The organism is Hymenobacter swuensis DY53 (assembly GCF_000576555.1).
In the GTDB taxonomy this organism is placed as follows: Bacteria; Bacteroidota; Bacteroidia; order Cytophagales; family Hymenobacteraceae; genus Hymenobacter; species Hymenobacter swuensis.
Genome location: NZ_CP007145.1, coordinates 1,858,194 through 1,882,498, shown reverse-complemented (window position 1 = coordinate 1,882,498; position 24,305 = coordinate 1,858,194). Strand labels below are relative to the sequence as shown.

Genomic DNA, 24,305 nt, shown 5'->3' with positions numbered 1-24,305 from the left:
AAACCTCTACGACCCTCTGCGGGAACCTACGCTGGAACGTCCTATTGTCGTAAGGTCCTTCGCACAGCTCAGGATGACAAAACGGTAACTCACCACCTCACCACCTCACTATTTCACCCTTTGGGCATCGTTCAGCGGCAGGGTCTGCGCAACACCATCATTTCCTACCTGGGGCTGGCGCTGGGGTTCATGAGTACCACGCTGGTGCTGCCCCGGTTCTTGGAGCCGCAGCAGTTGGGGCTGACTAACACCTTGTCGTCGGTGGCGACGCTATTTGCGCAGGTAGCCGCGTTTGGATTTGCCAGCGTGGGCATCCGGTTTTTCCCCTACTTCCGTAACCGTGAAAACGGTCACTATGGGTTTCTGCCGTTTCTGGTGGGGGTGCCGCTAGTAGGGTTTGTGGTAGTGCTGGCCCTATACCTGCTGGGCCGGCCGGTGCTGATGGCGGTGTATGAGAAAGAGGCCACTGTGCTGGCCCCCTATTACCTCTGGGCCGCCGTATTTGCGCTGTTCACGCTACTTTATTCTCTCCTCGATGCCTACCTAAAGGCGCTTTACCACACGGCATTTTCCTCGTTTCTGCAGGATATTCTACTGCGGCTGCTTATCCTGGGTGGGGCTCTGCTGTTCGCTCAAGGCATCTTATCGTTTCACGGATACGTGCTGTGGTACGTGAGCGTGAATGGGGTGCTGGTACTCTTGCTGACTGGTTATCTGCTACACATTGGGGAGTTGCACTGGCGGCCCCGGCGGGCGGTGCTGGCGGTTCGGCCGGTGCAGGAATTGCTAAGCGTGGGTGCCTTTACGCTCCTGAGCTCCCTGGCCGGCAGCATCATCATGTACATTGATAACCTGATGGTAGGGGCCCAGGTGAACCTGGCGGCGGCCGGTATTTACGGTATTGCCTTCAACATTAGTACGGCCCTGGCTATTCCGGCCCGTTCCCTCAACAAGATTGCCTTCCCCTTATTAGCCGACTACTGGAAGCAACAGAACTTACCGGGCATGGCCGATTTCTACCGGCGCACCACCCGTCTCAACACCCTCATCGGCTGCTTTCTGGCACTGGGCATTGGGCTGAATCTGGACTTCATCTACTCCTTCATGCGCGCCGACTACGCGCAGGGCACCGTGGTGGTGCTCTTGCTGCTGGGCAGCCGTCTGTTCGATGGCATCACCGGCGTCAACGGCCTCATCCTGATTACCTCCCCCCGTTACCGCTTCGACCTGATTTTTAACAGTTCCCTGGCCCTACTTACCATCGTCCTCAACGTGGTGCTGATTCCGCGCCTCGGGATACTAGGAGCAGCCCTGGCCGCGGTGGCCGCCCAGATGAGCATCAACCTGGCCCGCACTTGGTTTGTATGGTACACCTTTAAAATGCAGCCGTTTACGTGGCGAATTCCGCTGATTCTGCTCATCACGGCTGTGGCGGGTGGGTTGGCATGGCTGGTGCCAACGCTTGACTCGCCACTGCTTACCATGCTGCTCCGGTCTACGGTAATAACTGCTGTATATAGCGGCCTGATTCTGGTTACTGGCACCGCCCCCGAGGTAATAACACTGTTCAGGAGCCTAAAAAAGCGGCTCGGCTTTTAGCCTGTTTCCGGTAGCCTTCCGTCCCCTTAGCACTTGGGTTGCTTGCTCCCCGCAGCAACAGGGCGTTAGCTTTGGCGGGCCACCAACCACCACAATTTCTTCCTTAGAAAAGAAAAATTTGGAAGTATAAAATTCTGGCTCGTACATTTGGGGTACCAATTCTTTACCCCAAAAAGGATTGTTTTTATACAGAGGCGTGGAGAGACAGGCTCGACGAAACGCCGGCAACCAGCGGAACTTCCGAAACGGTGCCAAGTCCTGACCATATAAAAACAAGTTGCCGTGAAATCCTTGTTCAACGCCACCGCCGCTTCTGCTACCTTCTGTGCCGTACAGCATGGATGTTGTGGGTTGATGGGTATGTGTTGTTGTCAGGGCTAGGCACGCTCCCGTTTTTCTGGTTTGTGCGCCGCCCATTCCTGAGCTGATCCGCGCGTTTGTGCCGTCGGCCAGAGGAGTCGCACGCCCGTTTCTGTTTCGTTGAAAACCGCGCTGCGCCGTTGCGTAGTCCGTTTTTGTCGAGGCCATCTGCTGGCCGGAACGCTCTGCCCCTTTCGGCAAAGCGCTTCCTCCTCCCCCTTCCTGCTATGCCTGTAGCTGATGCTGCGCCGGCCGCCCACGCCTTGCTGGACCGTCTGCGCCCTCACCTGGTGGCCGCCTCCGCCCTGGAGCGCCTCCGTCTGGTAGCCGAAACCTTTCCTGGTCAGGCCGTTTTTTCTACCTCTTTCGGGCTGGAAGACCAGATAATCAGTCACCTGATTTTCGTCCACGACCTGCCTATTGAGGTGTTCACCCTCGATACCGGTCGCAACTTCCAGGAAACCTACGCCACTTGGAACAAGACGCTGATCAGATACCAGCAGCCCATTGCGGTGTACGTCCCGCAGCGTGAAGCCCTCGAAAACCTCCTGCTGCACAAAGGCCCTAACTCCTTCTACGAGAGCGTGGACAACCGCAAAGAGTGCTGCCACATCCGCAAGGTAGAGCCTTTGAACCGAGCTCTGGCCGGCCGCGGGGCCTGGGTAACCGGCATCCGGGCCGAACAATCCCAGAATCGGCAGACGATGGACCCGCTGGAGTGGGACGCAGCGCACAACCTCGTGAAAATCCACCCGCTGTTTGATTGGACCTGGGAGCAGGCGCTGGCCTTTGTGCAGCAGGAGGGCATTCCGGTGAATCCGCTGCATCAACAGGGTTTCGTGAGCATCGGTTGCGCCCCCTGCACCCGCGCCATTCGTCCCGGCGAGGATTTCCGGGCCGGCCGCTGGTGGTGGGAAGACCTTTCGGCCAAGGAGTGCGGCCTGCACACCACTGCCGCCCCACACGACGGACCGGACCCGGTGGTGGAGCCGGTACCAGCCGGGTAGAACGGCAAAAAAAGAACGCCATGCTGAGCGAAGTCGAAGCATCTCTACCGCTGGCTACCAATTTGATTCCAACGACAACCGCTCCGTAGCCCAGGGTTTAAACCCTGGGCTAATGAACCACACGAAGCGGTAGAGATGCTTCGGCTGCGCTCAGCATGACGGACAAAAACAGAACTGAAATCCAGACTTCATATGAGTACCACTTTCGATTACCTCGACCGGCTGGAAGCCGAAGCCATCCACATCCTGCGGGAGGTAGCGGGGCAGTTTGAGCGGCCGGCCCTGCTGTTCTCGGGCGGCAAGGACTCTATTGTGCTGACGCGCCTGGCCGAAAAAGCCTTCCGCCCCGGCCGCTTTCCTTTCCCGCTGGTGCACGTGGATACCGGCCACAACTTCCCCGAAGTGCTGCAGTACCGCGACCAGCTGGCTGCACAACTTGGCGAAAAGCTGATCGTGCGCAAGGTGGAAGACACCATTAAGCGGCAGCGCCTGCGCGAGCCAGGCGGGAAGTACCCCAGCCGCAACCCACTACAGACTTACACGCTGTTGGAGGTAATTGAGGAGTTTGAGTTCGACGCCTGCATTGGCGGGGCCCGCCGCGACGAGGAGAAGGCCCGGGCCAAGGAGCGCATCTTCTCGGTGCGCGACGAGTTTGGCCAGTGGGACCCCAAGCGCCAGCGCCCCGAGCTCTGGAACATCTACAACGGCCGCATTCAGAAGGGCGAAAACGTGCGCGTGTTCCCTATTTCCAACTGGACGGAGCTGGACGTGTGGCGCTACATCCAGCGCGAAAACATTCCGCTGCCCGATATCTACTTCGGCCACGAGCGTACCTGCGTGGTGCTGCCCTCGGGCCAGCTGCTGGGCCTCTCGGAGCACCTGCAGCTGGATGAAGAGGACGAAATCGTGACCCGGCAGGTGCGCTTCCGCACTGTGGGCGACTCCACCTGCACCGCCGCCGTGGAAAGCGACGCGGCTACCGTGGAGGACATCATCCAGGACCTGCTGCTGGCCAAAGTGAGCGAGCGGGGCGCCACCCGCCTCGACGACAACATCTCCGAAGCCGGCATGGAAGACCGCAAGCGCAACGGATACTTTTAAGTGGTGAAGTTGTGATAGGTGAAGTCGTGAAAATCCTCACGCTTCACCCCATCAGCACAGCAATTCACAATTTCACAACCTCACAATTTCACTAACATGGACTTACTTCGATTTATTACCTGCGGCAGCGTGGACGACGGTAAAAGCACTCTGATCGGGCGGCTGCTGTACGACTCCGAATCCGTGTCGCTGGACGTGCTGGCGGCGCTGGAGAAGCGGCAGGCCTCGGGCGGCGTGGTTGACTTGGCGTTGCTGACCGACGGGCTGCGCGCCGAACGGGAACAGGGCATCACCATCGACGTGGCATACAAGTACTTCACCACCCCGCGCCGCAAATTCATCATCACCGACGCGCCCGGCCACGTGCAATACACCCGCAACATGGTGACTGGGGCCAGCAATGCCGACCTGGCCATTGTGCTGGTGGATGCGCGCCAGGGCGTGATTGAGCAAACCCGCCGCCACACCCTCATTGCCGCGCTGCTGGGCATCCGGCACTTTGTGCTGGCTGTGAACAAGATGGACCTAGTGAACTACGAGGAGGCCGTGTTTGCCCGCATTGCCACCGACTACGCCGAGCTCACCAACCACTTCCACCTGCCCGCCGCCACGGCCATTCCGCTGAGTGCTTTGCAAGGCGACAACGTGGTGAAGCCCAGCCAGCACCTGCCCTGGTACACCGGTCCCAGCCTGCTCGAACACTTGGAAACCGTGCCCGGCGCCGTAGAAACCGCCGCTGCCCCGCGCTTTCAAGTGCAGTACGTCATTCGCCCCCAGACGCCCGAGCTGCCCGACTACCGCGGCTATGCCGGCCAGATTTTGAGCGGCAGCTACCACCGCGGCCAGCGCGTGCGGGTGCTGCCCTCGGGCCTGGAATCGGAAATTGAGGCTATTGAGGTGAATCAGCAGGAGGTGGAAACGGCCACCGCCCCCCAGGCCGTAGTCATGCGCCTGCGCGACGACGTGGACGTGAGCCGCGGCGATGCGTTGGTGCTCGCCGGCCCGGAGGCCCCTACCCTCACCCGCGAGTTGGAAGCCACTCTGTGCTGGATGAGCGAGCAGCCCCTGTGGCCCGGCCGCAAGCTGCTGATTCAGCACCACTCGGCCCTGGCCAAAGCAGCCGTGCCGGCCATTCTCTACAAAGTGAATGTGCAGACGTTCGGCCGCATCCACACCGAGCAAGCCCAGCTCAACGACATCGTGCGGGTGCGCCTCAAAACCGCCCTGCCCCTAGCCCTCGACCTCTACCAGGAAAACCGAGCCACCGGCTCCTTCATCCTAGTAGACGAGCTGACCGGCGACACCTTGGCCGCCGGCCTGGTAGAAGCCGCCAACGCCGAGTACTTCACCGCCCCGGTAGCGCCGCCAGTAGCGTTTTCGATTTAGGCTGCTGACGAACAGAACGTCATGCTGAGCATGTGGCGCATCAAGCTAGTGTGCGAAGCATCTCTACCGCTGGCTAATCAGATGGCAGCACCGATAACCGCTCCATAGCCCAGGGTTTAAACCCTGGGCTACTGAACCGCCTGAACGAAGCGGTAGAGATGCTTCGGCAAGCTCAGCATGACCGACAATTCACTCATTCACCACTTCACCATTTCACCGATGCAAACGCCCCGCCTTACGGTACTGGGTGCCGGACCCGGCGACCCGGAGCTGCTCACGCTCAAAGGGGCGCGGGTGCTGTCGGAAGCCGATGTGATTTTGTACGACGCGCTGGCTAACCGCGCCCTGCTCGGGCACGCCCGCCCCGAGGCCGTGCTGGTGCCCGTGGGCAAGCGACGCGGCATGCGCAGCCACTCGCAGGACGACATTAACGCCCTGATTGTGGACCACGCCCGCCGCTACGGCCACGTGGTGCGCCTCAAGGGCGGCGACCCGTTTGTGTTCGGGCGCGGCCGGGAGGAGATGCTCTACGCCGAAGCCCACGGCCTGCTGACGGACTACGTGCCCGGCATCAGCAGCGCGGTGGCCGCGGCCGGGGCAGCGGGTATTCCCGTCACGCACCGGGGCTTCAGCGAAGGCTTCCGGGTGATTACGGCCACCACCGCCACCGGCGAGCTGGCCGGCAGCATCCGGGAAGCCGCCCGTGACGCCCGCGGCACCACCGTCATTCTGATGGGCCTGGGCGAGCTGCCGCGCATTGTGCAGGCCTTCTGCGAGCAGGGCCACGCCGATACGCCGGCCGCCATCATCCAGAACGGCACCCTGCCCCACGCCCGCCTGGTAACCGGCCCGGTTGCCGAGCTGCCCGCCCGCGCCGCTGCCGCCGAAATCGGCGCGCCGGCAATCATCATCATTGGCGAAGTCACCCGCCTGGCCACGCCGGAGAAGCTGGCGCTGCTGCCGGAGCTGTACGCGGCGTAGTTGCCTCACCCCCAACCCCCTCTCCGGCAGAGAGGGGGCTCTAATTCTAGCTTTAGGCACTGTTCGGCCATACCCTCCACCCCGCTCTTTCTTCCTGAACAGGAAGTAACACTAGATCTAAAAACTAGTGCTAGAGCCCCCTCTCCTTTTCGGAGAGGGGGTTGGGGGTGAGGCGACTACGACTAGAGCAGTCCCAACCACCACGTCCTATGTCACTTCTTTCAGCTTCCCCCACGCTTCCCATTGGCCTCGACGACCAGGCGCTGCAGCAGCTGGCGGCGGGCCTCACCTCCCAGCAACTGGTGTGGCTAAGCGGCTACCTCTACGGTCGCGCCGGCGCGACGGCCCCCGTTGCGGCCGTGGCCCCGGCTCCGGCGGTGGCGGAAGCAGCCGCAGTTAGTCGGCTAACCATCCTGTTCGGCTCCCAGACCGGCAACAGCAAAAAAGCCGCCGGCCTGGTGGCCGAGGCGGCCCGCCGCCGGGGCCTGCAGCCGCAGGTGCGCGACATGAACGACTACCCCACCAAGGACCTCAAAACCGAGCAATTGCTGTTGGTGGTGGTGAGCACCCAGGGGGAAGGCGACCCGCCCATTGCGGCCGAGGAGCTGCACCAGTTCCTGCTCAGCAGCCGCGCCCCCAAGCTGCCCGACCTGCAGTACGCCGTGCTGGCTTTGGGTGATAAAAGCTACCTGCAATTCTGCCAGACCGGCTTCGAGTTCGACCAGCGCCTGGCCGAGCTAGGTGGCCGCCGCCTAGCTGAACGGCTGGATTGCGACATAACCTTCGAGGACGAAACCCGCCAGTGGGCCGAGCAGGTGCTCAGCCGCATTGCCGAGCTACAGCCCACGCCAGTAGCAGCCGGAGTTGCTGTGGCCGCGCCAGTGGTGGCGGTAGTGGGTGGGAGCTACGCGCCGGAAGTGGCTCCGCTGCCTGCCGCCGTGGAGTACAACGCCCGCAACCCCTTCGGGGCGGAGCTGCTGGAGAAGATTCAGCTCAACGGCCGGGGCTCTACCAAGGAAACCTACCACCTGGAGTTTTCCCTGGCTGATTCGGGCCTGACCTACGAGCCCGGCGACGCCCTGATGGTGCAGCCCCGCAACCGCCCCGCGCTGGTGCAGGAGGTGTTGCAGGCTGCCCGCCTCTCCGAAGCCGCCCCGGTGCGCCTTGAAGCCGAGGAGCTGGACCTGACCACCGCCCTCACCGAGCGGCTGGAGCTGTCGGTTATCACCCGCGACGTGCTGGAGCGCTACGCCGCCGTGGCCCCGCAGCACCCGCGCCTCCGCGAAATTCTGGCTGATACGGCCGGGCTGGGCACCTACCTCTACGGCCGCGACGTGGCCGATTTGCTCACCGAGTTTCCGGTGGAGCTGTCGGGGCAGCAGCTGGCGGCGGTGCTGCGGCCGTTGCCGGCCCGGGCCTACTCCATTGCCTCCTCATTGCTGGCCCACCCCGAGGAGGTACACCTGACGGTGGGGGCCGTGCGCTACGAAACCCACGGCCGCGCCAAGCACGGGGCCTGCTCCGGCTACCAGGCCGACCACCTCAACCTCGGCGACACGGCCCGGGTGTGGGTGGACCGTAACGAGTATTTCAAGCTGCCGCAGGACGCCACCACCGACATCATCATGGTGGGCCCCGGCACCGGGGTAGCGCCCTTCCGGGCCTTCGTGGAGGAACGGGCCGAAACCGGCGCCACCGGTCGTAACTGGCTGCTGTTCGGCAACCCCCACTTCACCACCGACTTCCTCTACCAGACCGAGTGGCAGCAGCACCTCAAGCGCGGCACCCTCAACCGCCTCGACGTGGCCTTCTCCCGCGACCAAACCCAGAAGCTCTACGTGCAGCACCGCCTGCTGGAACAGAGCCGCCGCGTGTACGAGCAGCTCGAAAACGGGGCCTACTTCTACGTGTGCGGCGACAAATCCCGCATGGCCCACGACGTGCAGCAGGCCCTGCGCCAGATCATCCAGCAGGAAAGCGGCCACGACGCCGACTACGCCGCCGAGTACCTGCGCCAGCTCAAGAAGTCGCGCCGGTTTCTGGAGGATGTGTATTAAAAACTAGAGCTAGAAAACTAGCTCCCCTCCTTGGAAAGGAGGGGTTGGGGGTGGTTGACCCGCTCCTGAACAACGACGACTTCTAGTTTTTAGCCCTAAAAATCAACCACCCCCAACCCCTCCTTTCCAAGGAGGGGAGCTAGCTCTAAAACTCTTCTTCCGTTCCATGTCCGCTGTTTTTCCAAGACGATGTTGTAGCCGGTAACGGCCGCTGCGCCCCGGGCGCGGAGGCTGCGCCGGCCTGCCGTCTGCCCCGCCCCGGGTTCTTTCTCCCCTTGTAAAAACATACATGAAACATCTTCTCTCCTCTTCCTTTCTAGTACCGGCGCTGGTTGCCGCCAGCGCCACCGGCCTGCACGCCCAGGAGGCCCTAATTTCGGTGAGCGGCACCGTGCGCGAAAAAACTACCGGCGAGCCGCTGCCGGGCGTGAGCGTTATTGTGAAGGGCGGCACTACCGGCACGCTCAGCGACGGCAACGGCCAGTTTGCCCTGAAGGCTAAGCTGCGGTTTCCGTTTACGCTGGTGTTCAACACGCTGGGCTACGAGTCGCGGGAGCTGGAAATTGCCAGCGGCAGCCAGCCCATCAGCGTGCAGCTGGAGTCGAAGGCCGTGTCGATGAACGAGGTGGTGGTATCGGCGTCGCGGGTGGAGGAAAGCCGGCTGACCTCGCCGGTGGCCATTGAAAAGCTCGACATCCGGGCCATCAAGGAAACCCCGGCCCCCAGCTTTTATGACGCGCTGGAAAACGTGAAGGGCGTGCAGATGACCACCAGCTCGCTTACGTTCAAAGTGCCCAACACCCGCGGCTTCAACATCCCCAACAACTTCCGCTTTATGCAGCTGGTGGACGGGGTAGATATGCAGGCGGCCACGTTGGGCGTGCCGCTGGGCAACGCCATCGGGCCCACCGAGCTGGACGTAGCTTCGGTGGAAATTACGCCCGGCGCGGCCTCGGCCCTCTACGGCATGAACGCCATCAACGGCATGGCCAACCTTACCACCAAAAGCCCCTTCAACTACCAGGGCCTGAGTGTGTACCAGAAGGTGGGCGTAAACCACGTGGATGGCAAAGACCGGGACCCAAGCGTGCTGACGGAAACGGCCGTGCGCTGGGCCCAGAGCCTGGGCGCTTCGGGCCGCTGGGCCTACAAGGTGAACGGCAGCTTCCTGCGCGGCACCGACTGGCTTGCCAACACCCAGAACGACCAGAACCCGCAAAACCTGGCTTCGGCTAACCCGCGCTTCCCCGAGCTGAGCGGGGCCAACAACCCCGCCGCCGACCTCTGGAACCGCTACGGCGACGACAACGCCGGCAACGTGAGCATCACCATCCCCTACAACGGCCGCAACGAAACCTTCAACGTGCGCCGCACCGGCTACTACGAGCGGGACCTCACCAACCCCATCGTGCGCAATATAAAGGCCGACGCCAGCCTGCACTACAAGCTCACCGATAAGCTGGAGCTGAGCTACGGCTACCGGTTCGGGCTGATGGACGGCGTGTTCCAGCGCGGCAACAAGATTCAGCTCGACGGCGTGACGGTGCAAAACCACAAGGTGGAGCTGAAGGGCGAGAACTTCACGGCCCGGGCCTACATGCTGGTCGAAAACACCGGCAACTCCTACAACCTCAACCCCCTGGCCCTGAACCTGGACCTGCAGAACGGCTCCAACGCCGCCTGGGGCAACAAGTTTAAGGCCGAGCTGCAAAGCCAGCTGAGCGGCGGGGCCACCCTGGCCCAGGCCATGCAGCAGGCCCGCACCGTGGCCGACGCCGGCCGCGCCGTGCCCGGTACGCCCGCCTTCGATGCGCTGAAAGCCCAGATTGTGAAAACCAACAACTGGGACAGCGGCGTGAACGTGCCCGGCGCGCCCATTCCGGGTGGGGCCGCCCTCACCCAGCGCAGCCGCACCTACCACTCCGACGCCATCTGGAACCTGGGCCCGCGGGTGAAATTTGCCGATGTGCTGCTGGGGGCCGATGCCCGCCTGTATGAGGTGATTCCGGACGGCAACAACTTCGTGGATTTCAGCCGCCCGCTCACTGAGCGCACCCAGCCCGGCGGCCAGAACCAGTACTACAAGAAAATCGGGGGCTTCGGGCAGGCCACCAAGCGCCTGTTGCAGGACCGCCTGAAGCTCACCGCCTCGCTGCGCCTGGATTACAACCCCGAGTTCAACCCCAAGCTGAACCCGCGGGTGGCGGCGGTGTACACGGCCGGCGGCCTGCACAACTTCCGGGCCTCGTACCAGAACGGCTGGCGTTTCCCGTCGTTGTTTGAGGCGCTGTCGTTCGTGAACAACGGCAATGTGCGCCGGGTAGGCGGTCTGGCCCGCGTGAATGAGGGCCTGAACTACCTCGACAACTCCTACACGCTGGCGTCTATTTCGAAGTTCAACGCCGCCGTGAATGCCTACGTGGCCGCCAACGCCGGCACCACCGCCAGCCAGGCCGCCCTGCGCCCCGAAATCCGGGGCGTGCTGCAGGTGGGCAACCTGCCCACCGAGCAGCCCGAGCAGATCAACGCCTACGAGATGGGCTACCGCAGCGTGCTACTGGATAACCGCCTCTCCATCGACGCCGACGCGTACTACAACGTGTACTCCGGCTTCCTGGGCCAGGTGGAGGTGAGCGTGCCCAAAAACGCCGCCGGTCAGCAGGTGCAGGTAGGCTCCGATGATGCCGTGCTAGCCGCCCTCAACAGCAACCGCGCCGCCCGCCAGGACCGGTACCGGGTGTACACCAACGCCCGCAACAACTACCGCAGCTACGGCTCCACCCTGGGCGTCACCTACAACTTCTACCAGAAGTATACCCTGGGCGGCAACGTGAATTACAACGCCCTGTCGGCCAACAACGCCCCCGACATCTTCGTGACCGGCTTCAACACCCCGCACTGGGTCACCAACGTGAGCTTCGGCAACCGCGAAATTGTGCGCAACGTGGGCTTCAACCTGGTGTGGCGTCACCAGAGCACCTTCTACTGGGAAAGCCCCCTGGCCAACGGCCGCGTACCCGCCTACCAAACCGTGGATGCCCAGGTGAACGTGCGCGTGCCCGCCCTCAAAACCACCATCAAAGCCGGCGGGGCCAACCTGTTCAACAACCGCTACTACCAGTACGCCGCCGGCCCCACCATCGGGGGCCTGTACTACGTGGCGTTGACCTTTGATAACACCGTGCTGCGGTAAGTGTGATGAAACGGCTCCTTCTCTTTTGTGGCTTGCTGCTTCTGACCCGGCCTTTGCTAGCGCAGAAACAGTACGTGCGCGAGCAGCAGACGTGGCTGGGCGTGTTCAACCAGACCCGGTTTTCGCAGCACTGGGGCAGCTGGACCGACCTGCACCTGCGCCTGCACGACCATTTCGTGCAAGCCAAATTCCAGACGGTAGCGCGCGTGGGCCTCACCTACTACCTCACCGATGACGTGCGCCTCACCGGCGGCTACGCCTACGTGCATCACTTCCCCGACGGCACCCGCACTGTGGGCCAGCCCGAGCACCGTCCCTGGCAGCAGGTGCAGTGGTTCACCAAGTTCCCGAAGGCCCGCCTGATGCAGTGGGTGCGGCTGGAAGAACGATTCCGGCGCACTATCCGGCAGAATGAGCGCACCGACGACTTCGATTTCAACTACCGCACCCGCTACAACGCCGCCCTGTTTCTGCCGCTTACCAAGCGGGGTTTTGAGCCCGGCGGCTGGCAGTTTCTGCTCAACAACGAGGTGATGATGAATTTCGGCAAGGAAATTCGGCTGAATTATTTCGACCAGAACCGGCTGTTTGCCGGCGTGGTGTACCCGCTCAACAAGCACGCGCAGCTCCATGCCGGCTACATGCACCTGTTTCAGCAATTACCGGCCGGCAGCACCTACCGGAACCAGCATACCATCCGGGTTTTCTACTTCCACAACTTCGATTTGCGCCCCACGGCCCCGGCCGTGCCGGTGCCAAACCCAGCACCCTGATTCTCATGGCCGATACCCCCAAACTTTCCGAAGTAGAGCACGTCAAGCAGGCCAGCAACTACCTGCGCGGCACCCTGGCCGAAAGCCTCGTGAACCCGCTCACCGGCGCCCTCTACCCCGACGATACCCACCTGATCAAGTTCCACGGCTCCTACCAGCAAACCGACCGGGACCTGGACTCGGAGCGCAAGCGCCAGAAGCTGGAACCGCTGTACTCGCTCATGATTCGGGTGCGGGTGCCGGGCGGCATTGCCTCGCCGGCCCAGTGGCGGCGCATGGATAAGCTGGCCGATGAGTACGGCAACCACACGCTTAAGCTCACCACCCGCCAGGCCTTTCAGCTGCACGGCGTGCTCAAGCGCGACCTGAAAAAAACCATCCAGGGCTTCAACGAGGCTTTGCTCGACAGCATTGCGGGCTGCGGCGATGTGAACCGCAACGTGATGTGTAACCCCAACCCGCACGAAAGCCCCCTGCACGCGGCCGTGTACGAGGTGTCGAAGCAGATCAGCGCCCACCTCACGCCCCGTACCTCGGCCTACTGGGATTTGTGGCTAAACGGGGAACCGCAGTTCACCAGCGTCCCCAACGAGGGCGAGGAGGACGCCGAGCCCATTTACGGCAAAACCTACCTGCCCCGCAAGTTCAAAATTGCCCTGGCCATCCCGCCTTACAACGACACCGACATCTTCGCCAACGACCTGGGCCTGATTGCCATTGAGGAGCGGGGCCAGCTGGTGGGCTTCAACGTGGCCGTGGGCGGCGGCATGGGCATGACCTTCGGCATGCCCGACACCTACCCCCGCCTTGCCGACATCATCGGCTTCGTGCCCGCCGAGAAAGTGGTAGATGCCTGCGAGAAAATCGTGACGATTCAGCGCGACTGGGGCAACCGCGAAAACCGCAAGTTCTCCCGCCTCAAATACACCCTCGACCGGGTGGGCCTCGATGTATTCCGAGCCGAGCTGGACGCGCGCCTGGGCTACCCGCTGGAGCCCGCCCGCCCCTACCAGTTCCGCAGCTCCGGCGACGCCTACGGCTGGTCGCTCCAGTCCGATGGCCGGGCCCACCTCACGCTGTTCGTGGAAGGCGGCCGCATCCTCGACCGGGACGGCTACGCGCTCAAAACCGCTTTGCGCGAAATTGCCGCCTTCCACACCGGCGACTTCCGCCTCACCGGCAACCAGAACCTCATCGTCGCCAACATTGCCCCCGAGCACCGGCTGAGCGTGCAGGCGGTGTTGCAGCAGCACGGCGTGGCCATCGAGGCCGGCAAGGAATACACGGCCCTGCGGCGCGGGGCGCTGGCCTGCGTAGCCCTGCCCACCTGCACGCTGGCCTTCGCGGAGGCCGAGCGGTATCTTCCGGAATTATTGGATAGATTGGACCGGGTGATTCGCCAACAGGGTCTGGCTCAGGACGATATTCTGCTGCGGATGACGGGCTGCCCCAACGGCTGCGCCCGCCCCTACCTCGGCGAAATCGGGCTGGTGGGCCGGGCCGTGGGCCGCTACAACCTGTACCTCGGTGCCGCTTTCAACGGGGAGCGGATGAACAAGCTCTACAAGGAAATGCTGGATGAAGACGGCATCGTGCGGGAGCTCACGCCCCTGCTCGCCGACTACGCCCAGAACCGCCAGCCCCAGGAGCGGTTTGGTGATTTCATCATCCGCCAGGGCTACGTGCAGTCCACCGAAAGCGGCCTGACGTTTCACGAGTAACCGATAGAACGAACAACATTAGCACGTCATTCCGAGCAGCGCGAGGAATCTCGCGTGCTGACGTTGTAGCAACTAATTCTAACGACAGGATTACCATTGCGCGCGAGATTCCTCGACTTCGCTCTGCCTTCGCTCGGAATGACGTTCTGTTAGTGCTGTTCTGCCTTCCCTTCCATCTGACCCCAACCATCACCAACCACCATGTCCCTTTCCACCAACGCCCTAACCCAGACCGAGCCGCCGCCGGCGGTGCCCGATGGCAACCGGCTGTTTCCAGTATTTCTGAAACTGGAACAGCTGCACGTGCTACTGGTGGGCGGCGGGGCTGTGGGCCATGAAAAGCTCTCGGCCATGCTGGCTAACAGCCCCAACGCTGCCGTAACGGTGGTGGCCACCTGGTTTGGGGCCGAGTTGCGGGCCCTGGCGGCTCGCCACCCCGCCGTGCAGCTGCGCGAACAGCCCTACGACCTCACCCACCTCGTCGGCCACGACCTGGTGATTGTGGCCACCGACGACAAAGCCCTCAACCTGCAGATCAAGGCTGACGCCACGCGCCAGCGCCTGCTCTGCAACGTGGCCGACACGCCCGCTGCCTGCGACTTCTACCTGGGCTCCATTGTGCAGAAGGGCGACCTGAAAATCGCCATCAGCACCAACGGCAAGTCGCCCACCATTGCCAAACGCCTGCGCGAAATGCTCACTCACACCCTTCCCGACGAGCTGCACGACGTGCTCCAACGCATGTCGCAGATTCGGGAGAAGGTAGGCGGCGACTTCGCCCTCAAGGTAAAATCCCTGAACGCCGTCACGGCCGAGCTGACCGGCGGCCCGGCCTACGAATCACCCGCCGCGGCTCGGTGGCGCAAAATTGCTACCGGGGCGCTGCTGGCCTTTGCGGCTATGCTGGTGTTCAATATTCTGAGCTACTACTTCACCTGGCCGCAGGTGTGGGGCGCAGCCACCCACGCCGAAACCTTCTGGCTGTTCGTGGCTATCGGCTTCGGCGCGCAGCTCATTGACGGGCTGCTGGGCATGGGCTACGGCGTGGTCACAGCCATTAGTCTGATGAGCCTGAACATTGCGCCCGCCGCCGTGAGTGCCAGCATCCACACCGCCGAAATGTTTGCCAGCGGGGCCTCCGGCTACCACCATTACCGCTTCGGCAACGTGAACAAGCGCCTGTTCAAGGCCCTCCTGATTCCGGGCGTGCTGGGGGCCATTGCGGGTGCGTATCTGCTGTCGAAATTCGGGGAAACGTATGCCGGCTACGTGAAGCCGTTGCTGGCGGCTTATCTGCTCCTCTTAGGTATTCGCATCATCAGCAAGGCGTTCAGCAAGCCTGGCCCGCGCAAGAAGCACAAGAAGCTGGGGCTACTGGCCGCGGCCGGCGGCTTCCTCGATTCGTTCGGTGGGGGCGGCTGGGGGCCGCTCGTGACCAGCACACTCATTGCCGGGGGCCGCACGCCGCAGTACGTTATCGGCTCGGTGAGCGTCACGGAGTTTTTCGTCACGTTTGCCAGCGCCGTCACGTTCTTCGCCACCCTAGGCATCTCGCACTGGCAGATTATCCTGGGTCTGATTCTGGGCGGAGTAGCGGCCTCCCCGCTGGCCGCCCGCCTCGCCGGCCGACTGCCCGTGCGCTGGATGTTTGTGGGCGTGGGCCTGATGGTCATCGTCTGGAGCCTCTGGGCACTGCGGAAGCTGTTCATGTAACTATCCTGCTTACTTCGTTGACACAAAAGAGACCTGCTACATATGTATGTGGCAGGTCTCTTTTGTGTCAACGAAGATGATACTTACGCAGCTTGTTGCGCCGCATTATTCTGCCCCAGTTTGCTGTGCTTGCGGCCGTAGCCGAAGTAGATGGCCAGGCCGATAGCCAGCCACACCGCCAGCCGCAACCACGTTTCCCAAGGCAGCGCCAGCATCATCACCACGCAGGTCAGGATGCCGAGGATGGGTACCAGCGGCACGAAAGGCGTACGAAAACCGCGCGGCGCATCCGGCTCCCGCTTGCGCATGATCAGGATGCCCACGCACACCATCACGAAGGCCAGCAGTGTGCCGATGCTTGTCATCTCACCTACCACCGAAATCGGCACGAAGCCGGCAAACAGCGCAATGAACAGCCCCAGCAGCAGATTCGACTGCAGCGGCGTGCGGAACCGCTCGTGAATGCGCGCAAAAACCGGGGGCAGCAGGCCGTCTTTTGCCATGCTGAAAAACACCCGGCTCTGGCCCAGCAAGTCCACCAGAATCACGGAAGTGTAGCCGATGATGATGGCCAGAATTACGGCCGACGACAGCCAGGCGTAGGGCGTTTTCTCGATGGCAATAGCCACCGGCGCGGCGCTGTTCTTGAACTCGGTGTAGTTGGCCAAGCCGGTCATCACGTGCCCGAAGAGCACGAACAGAATAGTGCAGATAACGAGCGAGCCAATGATGCCAATGGGCATGTTACGCTGCGGATTCTTGGTTTCCTGGGCCATGGTGGCCACAATGTCGAAGCCGATGAACACGAAGAACACCACGCCCGCCCCGCGCAGAATCCCGCTCCAGCCGAACTCGCCAAAGGTGCCGGTGTTCTGCGGAATGTAGGGTTGGTAATTGGCCGGGTCGATGTACTGCCAGCCTAACGCAATGAACACTAGCACCACCGACACCTTCAGTGTAACCACCAGCGCGTTAAACCACGCCGAACCCGACGTACCGCGAATGATAATCAGGGTGATGGCCAACACGATCAACATAGCTGGAATGTTGACGAAGCCGTGCACAATACTGCCGTCGGCCAGCGTAGCTGTTTCAAACGGCGACATCACCAGCTGCGGCGGCACAATGATGCCGTATTTGCTCAGGAATTTGAGCAGGTACTGCGACCAGCTGATGGCCACGGTGGCCGCGCCCACCGAGTATTCGAGCACCAAATCCCAGCCGATAATCCAGGCAAACAGTTCGCCCATGGTAGCGTAGGCATAGGTGTAGGCCGAGCCGGCCACGGGCACCATGGAGGCAAACTCGGCGTAGCACAGCGCCGAAAAAGCGCAGCCCACTGCCGCCACCACAAACGAGAGCGTCACGGCCGGACCGGCGTTGTTGGCGGCGGCAATACCGGTGAGCGAGAACAAGCCTGCTCCGATAATCACGCCGATGCCGATGGTGATGAGGTTGAAGCCGTTCAGACTTCGTTTAAGCGTTCCGGCGCCGGTTTCGGCCGCCTCCTGCCGCAGCAGTTCCAGTGATTTTCTGAGCATAATTAGGTGCGTCGGACATCGGCCCGACAGGTCGTAAAAGAAGAGGGAAGCAAACGGATAAAGCGGCCCGAATCTGCCGGAGCCACCACGGCCCCGGATGGCAGAAAACCAGCAACGGAACCAACTTCAGCGCAGCAGTATCGGGAAACGGCGGGCACCAACTGGCGCGCGCACTTTGGACTAGGGGTTAGCTACAACAACGCGGGCTACAACAGGCTGCGGCCATGCCCGAGGGGCGCAAAGCGGCGGCAGAAACGGCAACACGGGCTGATAAGCAGGGCAGAAAGCGCACGGCAACTTGTTTTTATATGGTCAGGAATTGGCACCGTTCCGCAGCTTGCGGGTGGTTGCCGACGCGTCATCGAGCCTGTCTCTCAGCGCCTCTGTATAAAAACAATCCTTTGGCTAGAAAGAATTGATGGGGCAAAGGTAAAGCCAGATTGCTGCCCCCGCAACCAGGAAGCAACTGGTGGTACGCTGGCCTCACCCAATAATACACCTCTCCACACCGTCAAAAATCCCGCGACGCGGCCTGGAAACGAAGGTTTAATCAAAAAATTTAAATTTTCACGAAGGCCAGTTTTGGCCCAGTTATGTCAAAACTGGCACCGGAGTTGTAATTACCCTTGTAGCAGCCCGCTTGCCAGTTCAGGCAACGGCGCACTGCTTTCACCGATACAACTTCCTCCGCATAGCCTCATGAAAAAGCTCCTCATCCTTCTCGCTGCCTTCTCCCTTTCCGCCGCTGCTGCCTCGGCCCAGACGACGCCCGTTAAAGCCGCCCACGGCCAGCACATGAAAGGAGGTAAGATGCACGGCGACAAAGCCCCCAAAACGCCTGAGCAGCGCGCCGACCACGCTGCTCAGGCCCTCACCAAGCAGCTTGGCCTCTCAGCTGCCCAAACGGCCCAGGTTCGCCAGCTCCACCTCGACCGGGCCCGCCAGATGCAGGCCCACAAGGCGCAGGCCGGAACCTCCACTGGCACCGACAAAAAGCAGCATCACGAGGCCATGAAGGCTGAAAAAGCACAGTACGAAGCCCAGCTCAAACAAATCCTGAGCGCTGACCAATATGCTAAGTACGCGCAGCTGCAGGCAGATAAAATGGCCAAGCACAAAGCTCACCGGCAAGGCATGAAGCCGGGTGCAAAACAAGGTAAAAGCTAACTCTCTCTCCCATCGTGCAAAAAGCCCCGGCGTTTCCGTCGGGGCTTTTTTGGTTGTAGCAACGTGATGCTTCGTGTCGTATAATTGAATGGTTGAACCTTTGCTGGCTAAATACCATTCGCAAACCTTGATGCTAAGAGCCGTGCTTCTACGGTTTTTCCGACAAGAGATTCTCCTCGGCAAACCACCGCAGCCGGTAGCACATGATGGCTGTTTCGCCGAGCTGCGCCAGCAGCCGATAGTTGGCCACGGCCCCCACTGCTGCCCCAATCACCGGCACCAGTTGGGCCAGCTTAGCCAGGTCGATATAGTCGCGGTACTCCTGCTGGAAGGTGCGCCAGTCGAAGGTTTCGGCCGTGACGGTTTGCTGCGTTTCGGGCCATGCTGCTAGCTGTTGGTAGGTTTCGCGGCGGGTGTGCTGGCTGCTGAAGGCCAGCTGAAAGATGTGCAGCAGGTAGAGCCGCTCGGGAAAACTGCGTACGTCGTGGCCATAGAGGGCCGCAATATCGAATAGCAGCTTGAGCTTGATGCCCAGCAGCAGCGGAAAATCGGCGAGGCCCAGCAGGAAGCCGCCGGCTCCGGTCACACCACCTTCCAGGGCCGCCGTGTTACGGTACGCCCGGATACGGGCCCGCACCCGCTCTTCCCGCTCCTGCAGCGTGCCTTCCAACACCGGCCGCTGGGTAGTGTGCGTGGAGCCGAAGAGCACGCCCTGCACCATTTTCTGAATGGCCGCAGTAATGGCGACGTGCACTTTTTCCGGCAACAGCGCATTCAGCCGCGCCTGCACCCGGCGCGTAACGCGGTTCAGCAGCGTGGGCTTCTGCTGCATCTGCCGCTGCCAGGCGCGTAGTTCAGTCAGGGCTTGCTGGTCGGTCGGTAGAGACATGGCGGTGTACAGGTTGGATCTGAAACGAAATGTAGCGGTAGCAGCCACGAAGCGAAAAGTACCACCATTCCCACCCGGAACCAGAACTTAGTGTATCGGGTATCCTCCAATGAGCCGTGTCGCTTTTCCAACTGATAATACTTCCGATAATACTTATTCCGACCAACACTGGCCGGAACAAATTCGCGCTGATGATTCCACCAGAAATACCCACGAACCGCGTGATACAACAGCAACAGCGCTACTGGTTCGATGGCAATTCCGTGGCTTTTTATCATCAACCAAATGCTCAACCCCAACCAAGCCACCGAAAAATAGATGTTCCGATACCGTGTGCCCGGTGAGAATGTCAGCATGGCTAACCTTACCGTAAATCCTGCCAGGAACAACCCCATTGCTTCCTGAGCGCCGGGTGTAAGCGTCGAGGATTTAGCCAGCAGCCTGACCGGAACTGCCGGCCAAGCCACAAGCGAGGCGTAGGCACCCAGTATCAGCCACTCATGCCAGCGCAGCGGCTGCGCTATCAACCCGCTTCTTGTATCTGAGAGAATCGTTCAGGGCTTTTTACAGCATATATCCGCTCAATCATTTCCACCACTTTTAGGCCCTCCAGCGCATTAGTGGTGGCCTGGCCGCGCTGGCGGAGAGTATCCACTACGTTGTCGATAACGTGGACGTGGTTGGCGGCCGAGCCCTGGTAAGGGCCATACTGGTTGGCGGGGTTGGTGGGCGCAAGTTCGGGCATGGTGTAGTCGCGCAGGTGGCAGTAGTCTACTTTGTCCATGTACTGACCACCGAGGCGCAGACTGCCGTGCTCAGCCACCACCGTGAGGGAGCTTTCCAGGTTTCGGTCCCAGACGGCGGTGCTGTATTGCAGGGTACCAGAGCCACCGCGTACCAGATCAAACGTGATAAGGCCGCTGTCCTCGAATTCGGTGAGGCCGGCGTGGTTGAAGTTGCGGAAGCGGGCCGCGAGGTTGGTGATGTCGCCGAACACCCAGAACAGCAAATCCACGAAATGGCTGAACTGCGTGAACAGCGTGCCGCCGTCGAGGGCCTGGGTGCCGTGCCAGCTGCCGGGCGTATAGTACCGCTCGTCGCGGTTCCAGAAGCAGTTGAGCTGCACTATGTGTACCTGCCCGAGGCGGCCTTCGTCCATCACCTGCTTCAGCCAGGCAGCCGGCGGCGAATAGCGGTTCTGCATCACCCCAAACACCAGCCGGCCGGTTTGCCGGGCTACTTCTACCACCGCTTGGGCATCGGTGGTGCGCAAGGCCATGGGTTTTTCGATGACAACGTGTAAACCCGCCCGCAAGCCCTGTTGAGCCTGGGACGCGTGCAGGCCGTTGGGCGTGGCCACCGTCAGCACCTCGGCGGCGGGGCCGTGGGCGAGGTAGTCATGGAGGGAAGCATAAAACGGCACGCCCGGAAACTCCTGGGCCAACTCGGCGGCCAGCTCCGGCCGCGCGTCCACCAAGGCCGCTAAATGCGCCTCCGGGTGCCGGGCCACCAGCGCGGCGTGGCGGCGGCCGATGTGGCCCACACCGCAGATAACAAAACGAACCGGAGAAACAGCAGCAGAAACGGGCACTGGACACGAGTTGGATAATACAGCCCGCAAACTGCGAAAAAACGGTCGGTTCTGCGAAAAGTGGGGGTAAGTCGTCATCCGCAGCAGCGCGAAGGACCTACTGACAGCAAAACGATAAGCATGCTAGCAACTTGTTCAACCATAGTAAGGTCCTTCACACTGCTCAGACTGACAGGTCGACCTTTCACTCGAACTGGTAGCCGTATCTTTGGTGTCTCTATGTCCCTTACCACTATTGCCGGCTTCGAAATAGACCTTGTGCGCAAACGCATGCGCAGCCTGCGCCTAACGGTATACGCCGGCGGGCGAATTCGGGTAGCTGTGCCCTTGCACACGTCGGTGGCGGCAGTGGAGCAGTTTATAACCGCCCGCCGCGCCTGGATTGAGAAACACCAGCAGCAGTTTTCCACCCGGGAACCCCGGCCCAGCCTGCACTATACCTCCGGCGAGCAATACCCGTACCAGGGCCGCGCTTACGAACTGGTAGTGGAAACCGGCCGCGCCCACGTGACACTGGACGAAACCGCTGGCCAGCTCCGCCTACGCGTGCCCGCCGACAGCAGCGCAGCACAGCGGGAAGCGGTATTAGTGGCCTTTTATCGACAGCAGCTGAAGCAGCTGGTGCCGGAATTACTCCTAAAATGGGAACCGGTAGTGGGCCGGCCGGCCGCCAGCTGGGGCGTGAAGCAGATGCGCACCCGTTGGGGCACCTGTAACATCGGGGCGCGGCGCATCTGGCTGAACCTGGAGCTAATGAAACGCCCGCTACTTTGTCTGGAATACGTGGTGGTACACGAGCTGACGCACCTGCATGAGCGGCTGCACAACGCCCGTTTCTGGGGCCTTATGGACCAATTCATGCCCGACTGGCGCACGCACAAGGCCGAGCTGAACCGCGTGCATCTGGCTCCCGGCACCCCATCGGATGCCGACTGAAAACGGTCATTCCGAGCGGAATGAGGAATCCGGGACAACCGTTAGGCGACTCCCCAGATTCCTCGCTCCGCTCGGAATGACAAACAATGCCAGCAATTAGAGTATTCGCTTCAGCTCGGTGAAGTTGGTGTTGCTGACGTTGCGGTTGGTGCAGCCCAGCTGCTGCGCGCTTTTCTGGATGCTGCTGATACGGGAGCCGGGGTTGGGGTGGGTACTCAGGAACTCCGGCGTACCGCCGCTGCCCTGCTTTTCGGCCTTGATGAAGAAGCCCGCCGCCCCGTCGCAGGCGTAGTAGCGGGTGCCGTTGAGGTAAATGGTGGAATACTTATCGGCCTCTACCTCATAGGCACGGCTGAACTTGAGCTGCCCCAGGCCGGCGGCAATCTGCACCAGCTGGCCCGAGGAGCGGTTGCCCAACAGCAGCCCTAACAACAGGCTGGTACCATACTGCTTCTGCAGCATCTGGGTGCTGTGCCGACGGTCGGCGTGGGCAATTTCGTGGCCCAGAATACCGGCCAGCTGGCTTTCATTATCCAGGAACTTCACCAGGCCCGTAAATACGTAAATGTGGCCACCGGGCGTAGCAAAGGCATTTTGAGTAGCGTCATCCTTGATGAGCTTCACGTCCCACGGAAATTGGGTGCGGTACTTCACGTTGCCGTTGTCCAGCACGCGCTTCACCACACCATCCAGCAACTGGTAAGCGCGGGCATTACCAGCGCGGGTCATGAGTTGGCCCTTGGCTTGGTACAGAGAATCGGTTTGGCGCGCTACCTGTGCCCCTAAGGCAATATCCTGGTCGATGGAAAACAGGCTGAAGCCCTGAGCCGGCTTGTTGATGGCGGCGGTGGTAAGGGCAGCTACGCCGGCCAGCGGCAGTAGGAGCGGCAGAAAAGAACGGCGCATGCGGGAGGAAGCTAAGGTCAAAATGAAGTACTCATACGGGCAAAAGAAAAAACGGTGCCAACTCAGGCCCCGATGCCGGGCCAAGCGGCTTACTGCCCCTCGGCCCAGCCCCGAACAACAGCACCGATATACGCTACCTGTGCCTCCGTAAGCGTTGGGTGCATGGGCAACGACAGCACCGTACGACACAACCGCTCCGCCACCGGAAACTGCCCCTCCCGGTACCCTAAATACGCGTAAGCCGGCTGCCGATGGTTGGGCAGCGGATAATACACCGCGCTAGGTACACCATGACGCTCCAGGTGTTGCTGCAGCGCGTCGCGGCGACCGGGCGCATCGGCTACTGTGAGGGTGTATTGGTGGAAAACGTGCGTGCTGCGCGGGTCGCGCGCCGGAACCTGCACGCCGGGTACATCCGTCAGCAGCGCATTGTAGTGAGCGGCCACGCGCTGGCGGGCTGCTGTCCAACCGGGAAGGTGCGGCAGCTTCACGCGGAGCAAGGCGGCTTGCAGGGTATCGAGGCGCGAGTTGAGGCCGATGTGCTGGTGGTGGTATTTGCGGCTCTGGCCGTGGTTGGCCAGTTGACGCAGATAGGCGGCACGTTCCGCATCCTGCGTAAATAGTGCGCCACCGTCGCCGAAACCGCCTAAGTTCTTACTGGGAAAAAACGAGGTAGTACCGGCCTCCCCCACCGTACCGGCCATCCAGACTTCGCCGGAACTGGTGGTAAACGTAGCGCCAATGGCCTGCGCATTGTCCTCAATCAGCGCCACGCCGTGGCGGCTGGTTAAGTGGCGCAACACTTCCAGATCAGCACACTGCCCGAACAGATGTACCGCTATAACGGCACCAGTACGGGGCGTAATGGCAGCCGCCACAGCGGCAGCATCGAGGTTGAAGGTATCAGGCCGCACATCCACCGGCACCGGCACCAGTCCCAGCACGGCCGCCGCTTCCAGCGTGGCCACATACGTGAAGGCCGGGACAATTACTTCCGTGCCGGCCGGCAACTTCAGGCTCATCAGGGCCAGTTGCAGCGCGTCGGTACCGTTGGCACAGGGGATGACATGCGGCCCGCCCATAAACCGACTCAGCTCCTGCGCAAATTCCCCCACGGCTGGCCCCTGAATAAACGTGCCTTGCTCCAGCGTAGCCCTTAGGGCCGCGTCCAGGTCGGTTCGGATGGGCGCGTGCTGGGCAGTCAGATCAAGTAACTGAATGAGCGAAGGCGGAACGGAAGCGGGCACGAAGGCAAAATCAGACATGGATAGCCCAAAGATAGGAGCCCGCATCAACCGGTCATACCCGGCCGGCCCGCCGCAACCACACACGCGACAGTTGCGTTACCCGGAACAAAAGCCGGCTCCTGCGTGCGGGCTCCATT

At 61.7% G+C, this 24,305-nt stretch carries 17 protein-coding genes and 2 riboswitches; of the genes, 12 read left to right on the top strand and 5 right to left on the bottom strand.

All coding sequences use genetic code 11. The features are described 5' to 3' along the window. Positions 1 to 120: 120 nt before the first annotated feature. From HSW_RS09445 to HSW_RS25080, 10 genes are all read left to right on the top strand, one after another. Positions 121 to 1,599 (top strand): lipopolysaccharide biosynthesis protein, encoded by a 1,479-nt coding sequence (locus HSW_RS09445; protein WP_052346292.1) that lies wholly within the window; start codon positions 121 to 123, stop codon positions 1,597 to 1,599. Positions 1,600 to 1,780: 181 nt separating this feature from the next. Next, a riboswitch (SAM riboswitch) is annotated at positions 1,781 to 1,872 on the top strand. Positions 1,873 to 2,186: 314 nt separating this feature from the next. Further along, complete coding sequence (locus HSW_RS09440; RefSeq protein WP_081768342.1) at positions 2,187 to 2,966, top strand: phosphoadenylyl-sulfate reductase; 780 nt, start codon at positions 2,187 to 2,189, stop codon at positions 2,964 to 2,966. A 192-nt stretch (positions 2,967 to 3,158) separates the two neighbouring features. Continuing rightward, positions 3,159 to 4,067: a sulfate adenylyltransferase subunit CysD gene (gene cysD / locus HSW_RS09435; protein WP_044001734.1), complete on the top strand. Its 909-nt coding sequence runs from the start codon at positions 3,159 to 3,161 to the stop codon at positions 4,065 to 4,067. A 96-nt stretch (positions 4,068 to 4,163) separates the two neighbouring features. Beyond that, positions 4,164 to 5,453 (top strand): sulfate adenylyltransferase subunit 1, encoded by a 1,290-nt coding sequence (locus tag HSW_RS09430; RefSeq protein WP_052346291.1) that lies wholly within the window; start codon positions 4,164 to 4,166, stop codon positions 5,451 to 5,453. Positions 5,454 to 5,630: 177 nt separating this feature from the next. After that, positions 5,631 to 6,434 (top strand): uroporphyrinogen-III C-methyltransferase, encoded by an 804-nt coding sequence (cobA, locus tag HSW_RS09425; RefSeq protein ID WP_231501380.1) that lies wholly within the window; start codon positions 5,631 to 5,633, stop codon positions 6,432 to 6,434. A gap of 209 nt (positions 6,435 to 6,643) precedes the next feature. Beyond that, the gene (locus tag HSW_RS09420) at positions 6,644 to 8,491 is read left to right on the top strand and encodes an assimilatory sulfite reductase (NADPH) flavoprotein subunit (protein WP_052346290.1); all 1,848 of its coding nucleotides are present in this window, start codon (positions 6,644 to 6,646) and stop codon (positions 8,489 to 8,491) included. Positions 8,492 to 8,780: 289 nt separating this feature from the next. After that, positions 8,781 to 11,684, top strand: coding sequence for a TonB-dependent receptor (locus tag HSW_RS09410; RefSeq protein ID WP_081768341.1), 2,904 nt, complete (start codon positions 8,781 to 8,783; stop codon positions 11,682 to 11,684). 32 nt (positions 11,685 to 11,716) lie between these two features. Beyond that, positions 11,717 to 12,457 (top strand): DUF2490 domain-containing protein, encoded by a 741-nt coding sequence (locus tag HSW_RS09405; RefSeq protein ID WP_197031983.1) that lies wholly within the window; start codon positions 11,717 to 11,719, stop codon positions 12,455 to 12,457. Positions 12,458 to 12,462: 5 nt separating this feature from the next. Next, entirely contained in the window at positions 12,463 to 14,178 is a 1,716-nt protein-coding gene (locus tag HSW_RS09400; protein WP_044001731.1) for an NADPH-dependent assimilatory sulfite reductase hemoprotein subunit, read from the top strand. 201 nt (positions 14,179 to 14,379) lie between these two features. Continuing rightward, positions 14,380 to 15,891, top strand: a complete 1,512-nt coding sequence (locus HSW_RS25080) for a TSUP family transporter (RefSeq protein ID WP_052346289.1) — start codon at positions 14,380 to 14,382, stop codon at positions 15,889 to 15,891. An 83-nt stretch (positions 15,892 to 15,974) separates the two neighbouring features. Here HSW_RS25080 and HSW_RS09390 read toward each other — a convergent pair whose 3' ends face one another. Beyond that, a complete protein-coding gene (locus HSW_RS09390; RefSeq protein WP_044001730.1) occupies positions 15,975 to 17,432 on the bottom strand; it encodes an amino acid permease in 1,458 nt (485 codons plus the stop codon). A gap of 301 nt (positions 17,433 to 17,733) precedes the next feature. Beyond that, positions 17,734 to 17,826: riboswitch (SAM riboswitch) on the bottom strand. Between the two features lie 305 nt (positions 17,827 to 18,131). Here HSW_RS09390 and HSW_RS09385 point away from each other — a divergent pair. Then, a complete protein-coding gene (locus HSW_RS09385; protein ID WP_044001729.1) occupies positions 18,132 to 18,599 on the top strand; it encodes a guided entry of tail-anchored proteins factor 1 in 468 nt (155 codons plus the stop codon). Between the two features lie 148 nt (positions 18,600 to 18,747). Here HSW_RS09385 and HSW_RS09380 read toward each other — a convergent pair whose 3' ends face one another. Both HSW_RS09380 and HSW_RS09375 read right to left on the bottom strand, forming a co-directional pair. Then, on the bottom strand, positions 18,748 to 19,488 hold the full coding sequence (locus HSW_RS09380; protein WP_044001728.1) for an EcsC family protein: 741 nt from the start codon (positions 19,486 to 19,488) through the stop codon (positions 18,748 to 18,750). Between the two features lie 523 nt (positions 19,489 to 20,011). Continuing rightward, positions 20,012 to 21,079, bottom strand: coding sequence for a Gfo/Idh/MocA family protein (locus HSW_RS09375; protein ID WP_052346802.1), 1,068 nt, complete (start codon positions 21,077 to 21,079; stop codon positions 20,012 to 20,014). A 219-nt stretch (positions 21,080 to 21,298) separates the two neighbouring features. Between HSW_RS09375 and HSW_RS09370 the strand changes: the two genes are divergently transcribed. Further along, a complete protein-coding gene (locus tag HSW_RS09370) occupies positions 21,299 to 22,015 on the top strand; it encodes a M48 family metallopeptidase (RefSeq protein WP_044001727.1) in 717 nt (238 codons plus the stop codon). A 96-nt stretch (positions 22,016 to 22,111) separates the two neighbouring features. Here HSW_RS09370 and HSW_RS09365 read toward each other — a convergent pair whose 3' ends face one another. Beyond that, on the bottom strand, positions 22,112 to 22,921 hold the full coding sequence (locus tag HSW_RS09365) for a M48 family metalloprotease (protein WP_044001726.1): 810 nt from the start codon (positions 22,919 to 22,921) through the stop codon (positions 22,112 to 22,114). Between the two features lie 89 nt (positions 22,922 to 23,010). Beyond that, entirely contained in the window at positions 23,011 to 24,186 is a 1,176-nt protein-coding gene (locus tag HSW_RS09360) for a DegT/DnrJ/EryC1/StrS family aminotransferase (protein ID WP_044001725.1), read from the bottom strand. Positions 24,187 to 24,305: the final 119 nt, after the last annotated feature.

What these genes read in the sequence shown, in the direction of transcription:
- HSW_RS09440 (WP_081768342.1), top strand. Translation starts at nt 2,187, where the DNA reads ATGCCTGTAGCTGATGCTGCGCCGGCCGCCCACGCCTTGCTGGACCGT.
- cysD (WP_044001734.1), top strand. Translation starts at nt 3,159, where the DNA reads ATGAGTACCACTTTCGATTACCTCGACCGGCTGGAAGCCGAAGCCATC.
- HSW_RS09430 (WP_052346291.1), top strand. Translation starts at nt 4,164, where the DNA reads ATGGACTTACTTCGATTTATTACCTGCGGCAGCGTGGACGACGGTAAA.
- cobA (WP_231501380.1), top strand. Translation starts at nt 5,631, where the DNA reads ATGACCGACAATTCACTCATTCACCACTTCACCATTTCACCGATGCAA.
- HSW_RS09420 (WP_052346290.1), top strand. Translation starts at nt 6,644, where the DNA reads ATGTCACTTCTTTCAGCTTCCCCCACGCTTCCCATTGGCCTCGACGAC.
- HSW_RS09410 (WP_081768341.1), top strand. Translation starts at nt 8,781, where the DNA reads ATGAAACATCTTCTCTCCTCTTCCTTTCTAGTACCGGCGCTGGTTGCC.
- HSW_RS09400 (WP_044001731.1), top strand. Translation starts at nt 12,463, where the DNA reads ATGGCCGATACCCCCAAACTTTCCGAAGTAGAGCACGTCAAGCAGGCC.
- HSW_RS25080 (WP_052346289.1), top strand. Translation starts at nt 14,380, where the DNA reads ATGTCCCTTTCCACCAACGCCCTAACCCAGACCGAGCCGCCGCCGGCG.
- HSW_RS09390 (WP_044001730.1), bottom strand. Translation starts at nt 17,432, where the DNA reads ATGCTCAGAAAATCACTGGAACTGCTGCGGCAGGAGGCGGCCGAAACC.
- HSW_RS09385 (WP_044001729.1), top strand. Translation starts at nt 18,132, where the DNA reads ATGAAAAAGCTCCTCATCCTTCTCGCTGCCTTCTCCCTTTCCGCCGCT.
- HSW_RS09380 (WP_044001728.1), bottom strand. Translation starts at nt 19,488, where the DNA reads ATGTCTCTACCGACCGACCAGCAAGCCCTGACTGAACTACGCGCCTGG.
- HSW_RS09370 (WP_044001727.1), top strand. Translation starts at nt 21,299, where the DNA reads ATGTCCCTTACCACTATTGCCGGCTTCGAAATAGACCTTGTGCGCAAA.
- HSW_RS09365 (WP_044001726.1), bottom strand. Translation starts at nt 22,921, where the DNA reads ATGCGCCGTTCTTTTCTGCCGCTCCTACTGCCGCTGGCCGGCGTAGCT.
- HSW_RS09360 (WP_044001725.1), bottom strand. Translation starts at nt 24,186, where the DNA reads ATGTCTGATTTTGCCTTCGTGCCCGCTTCCGTTCCGCCTTCGCTCATT.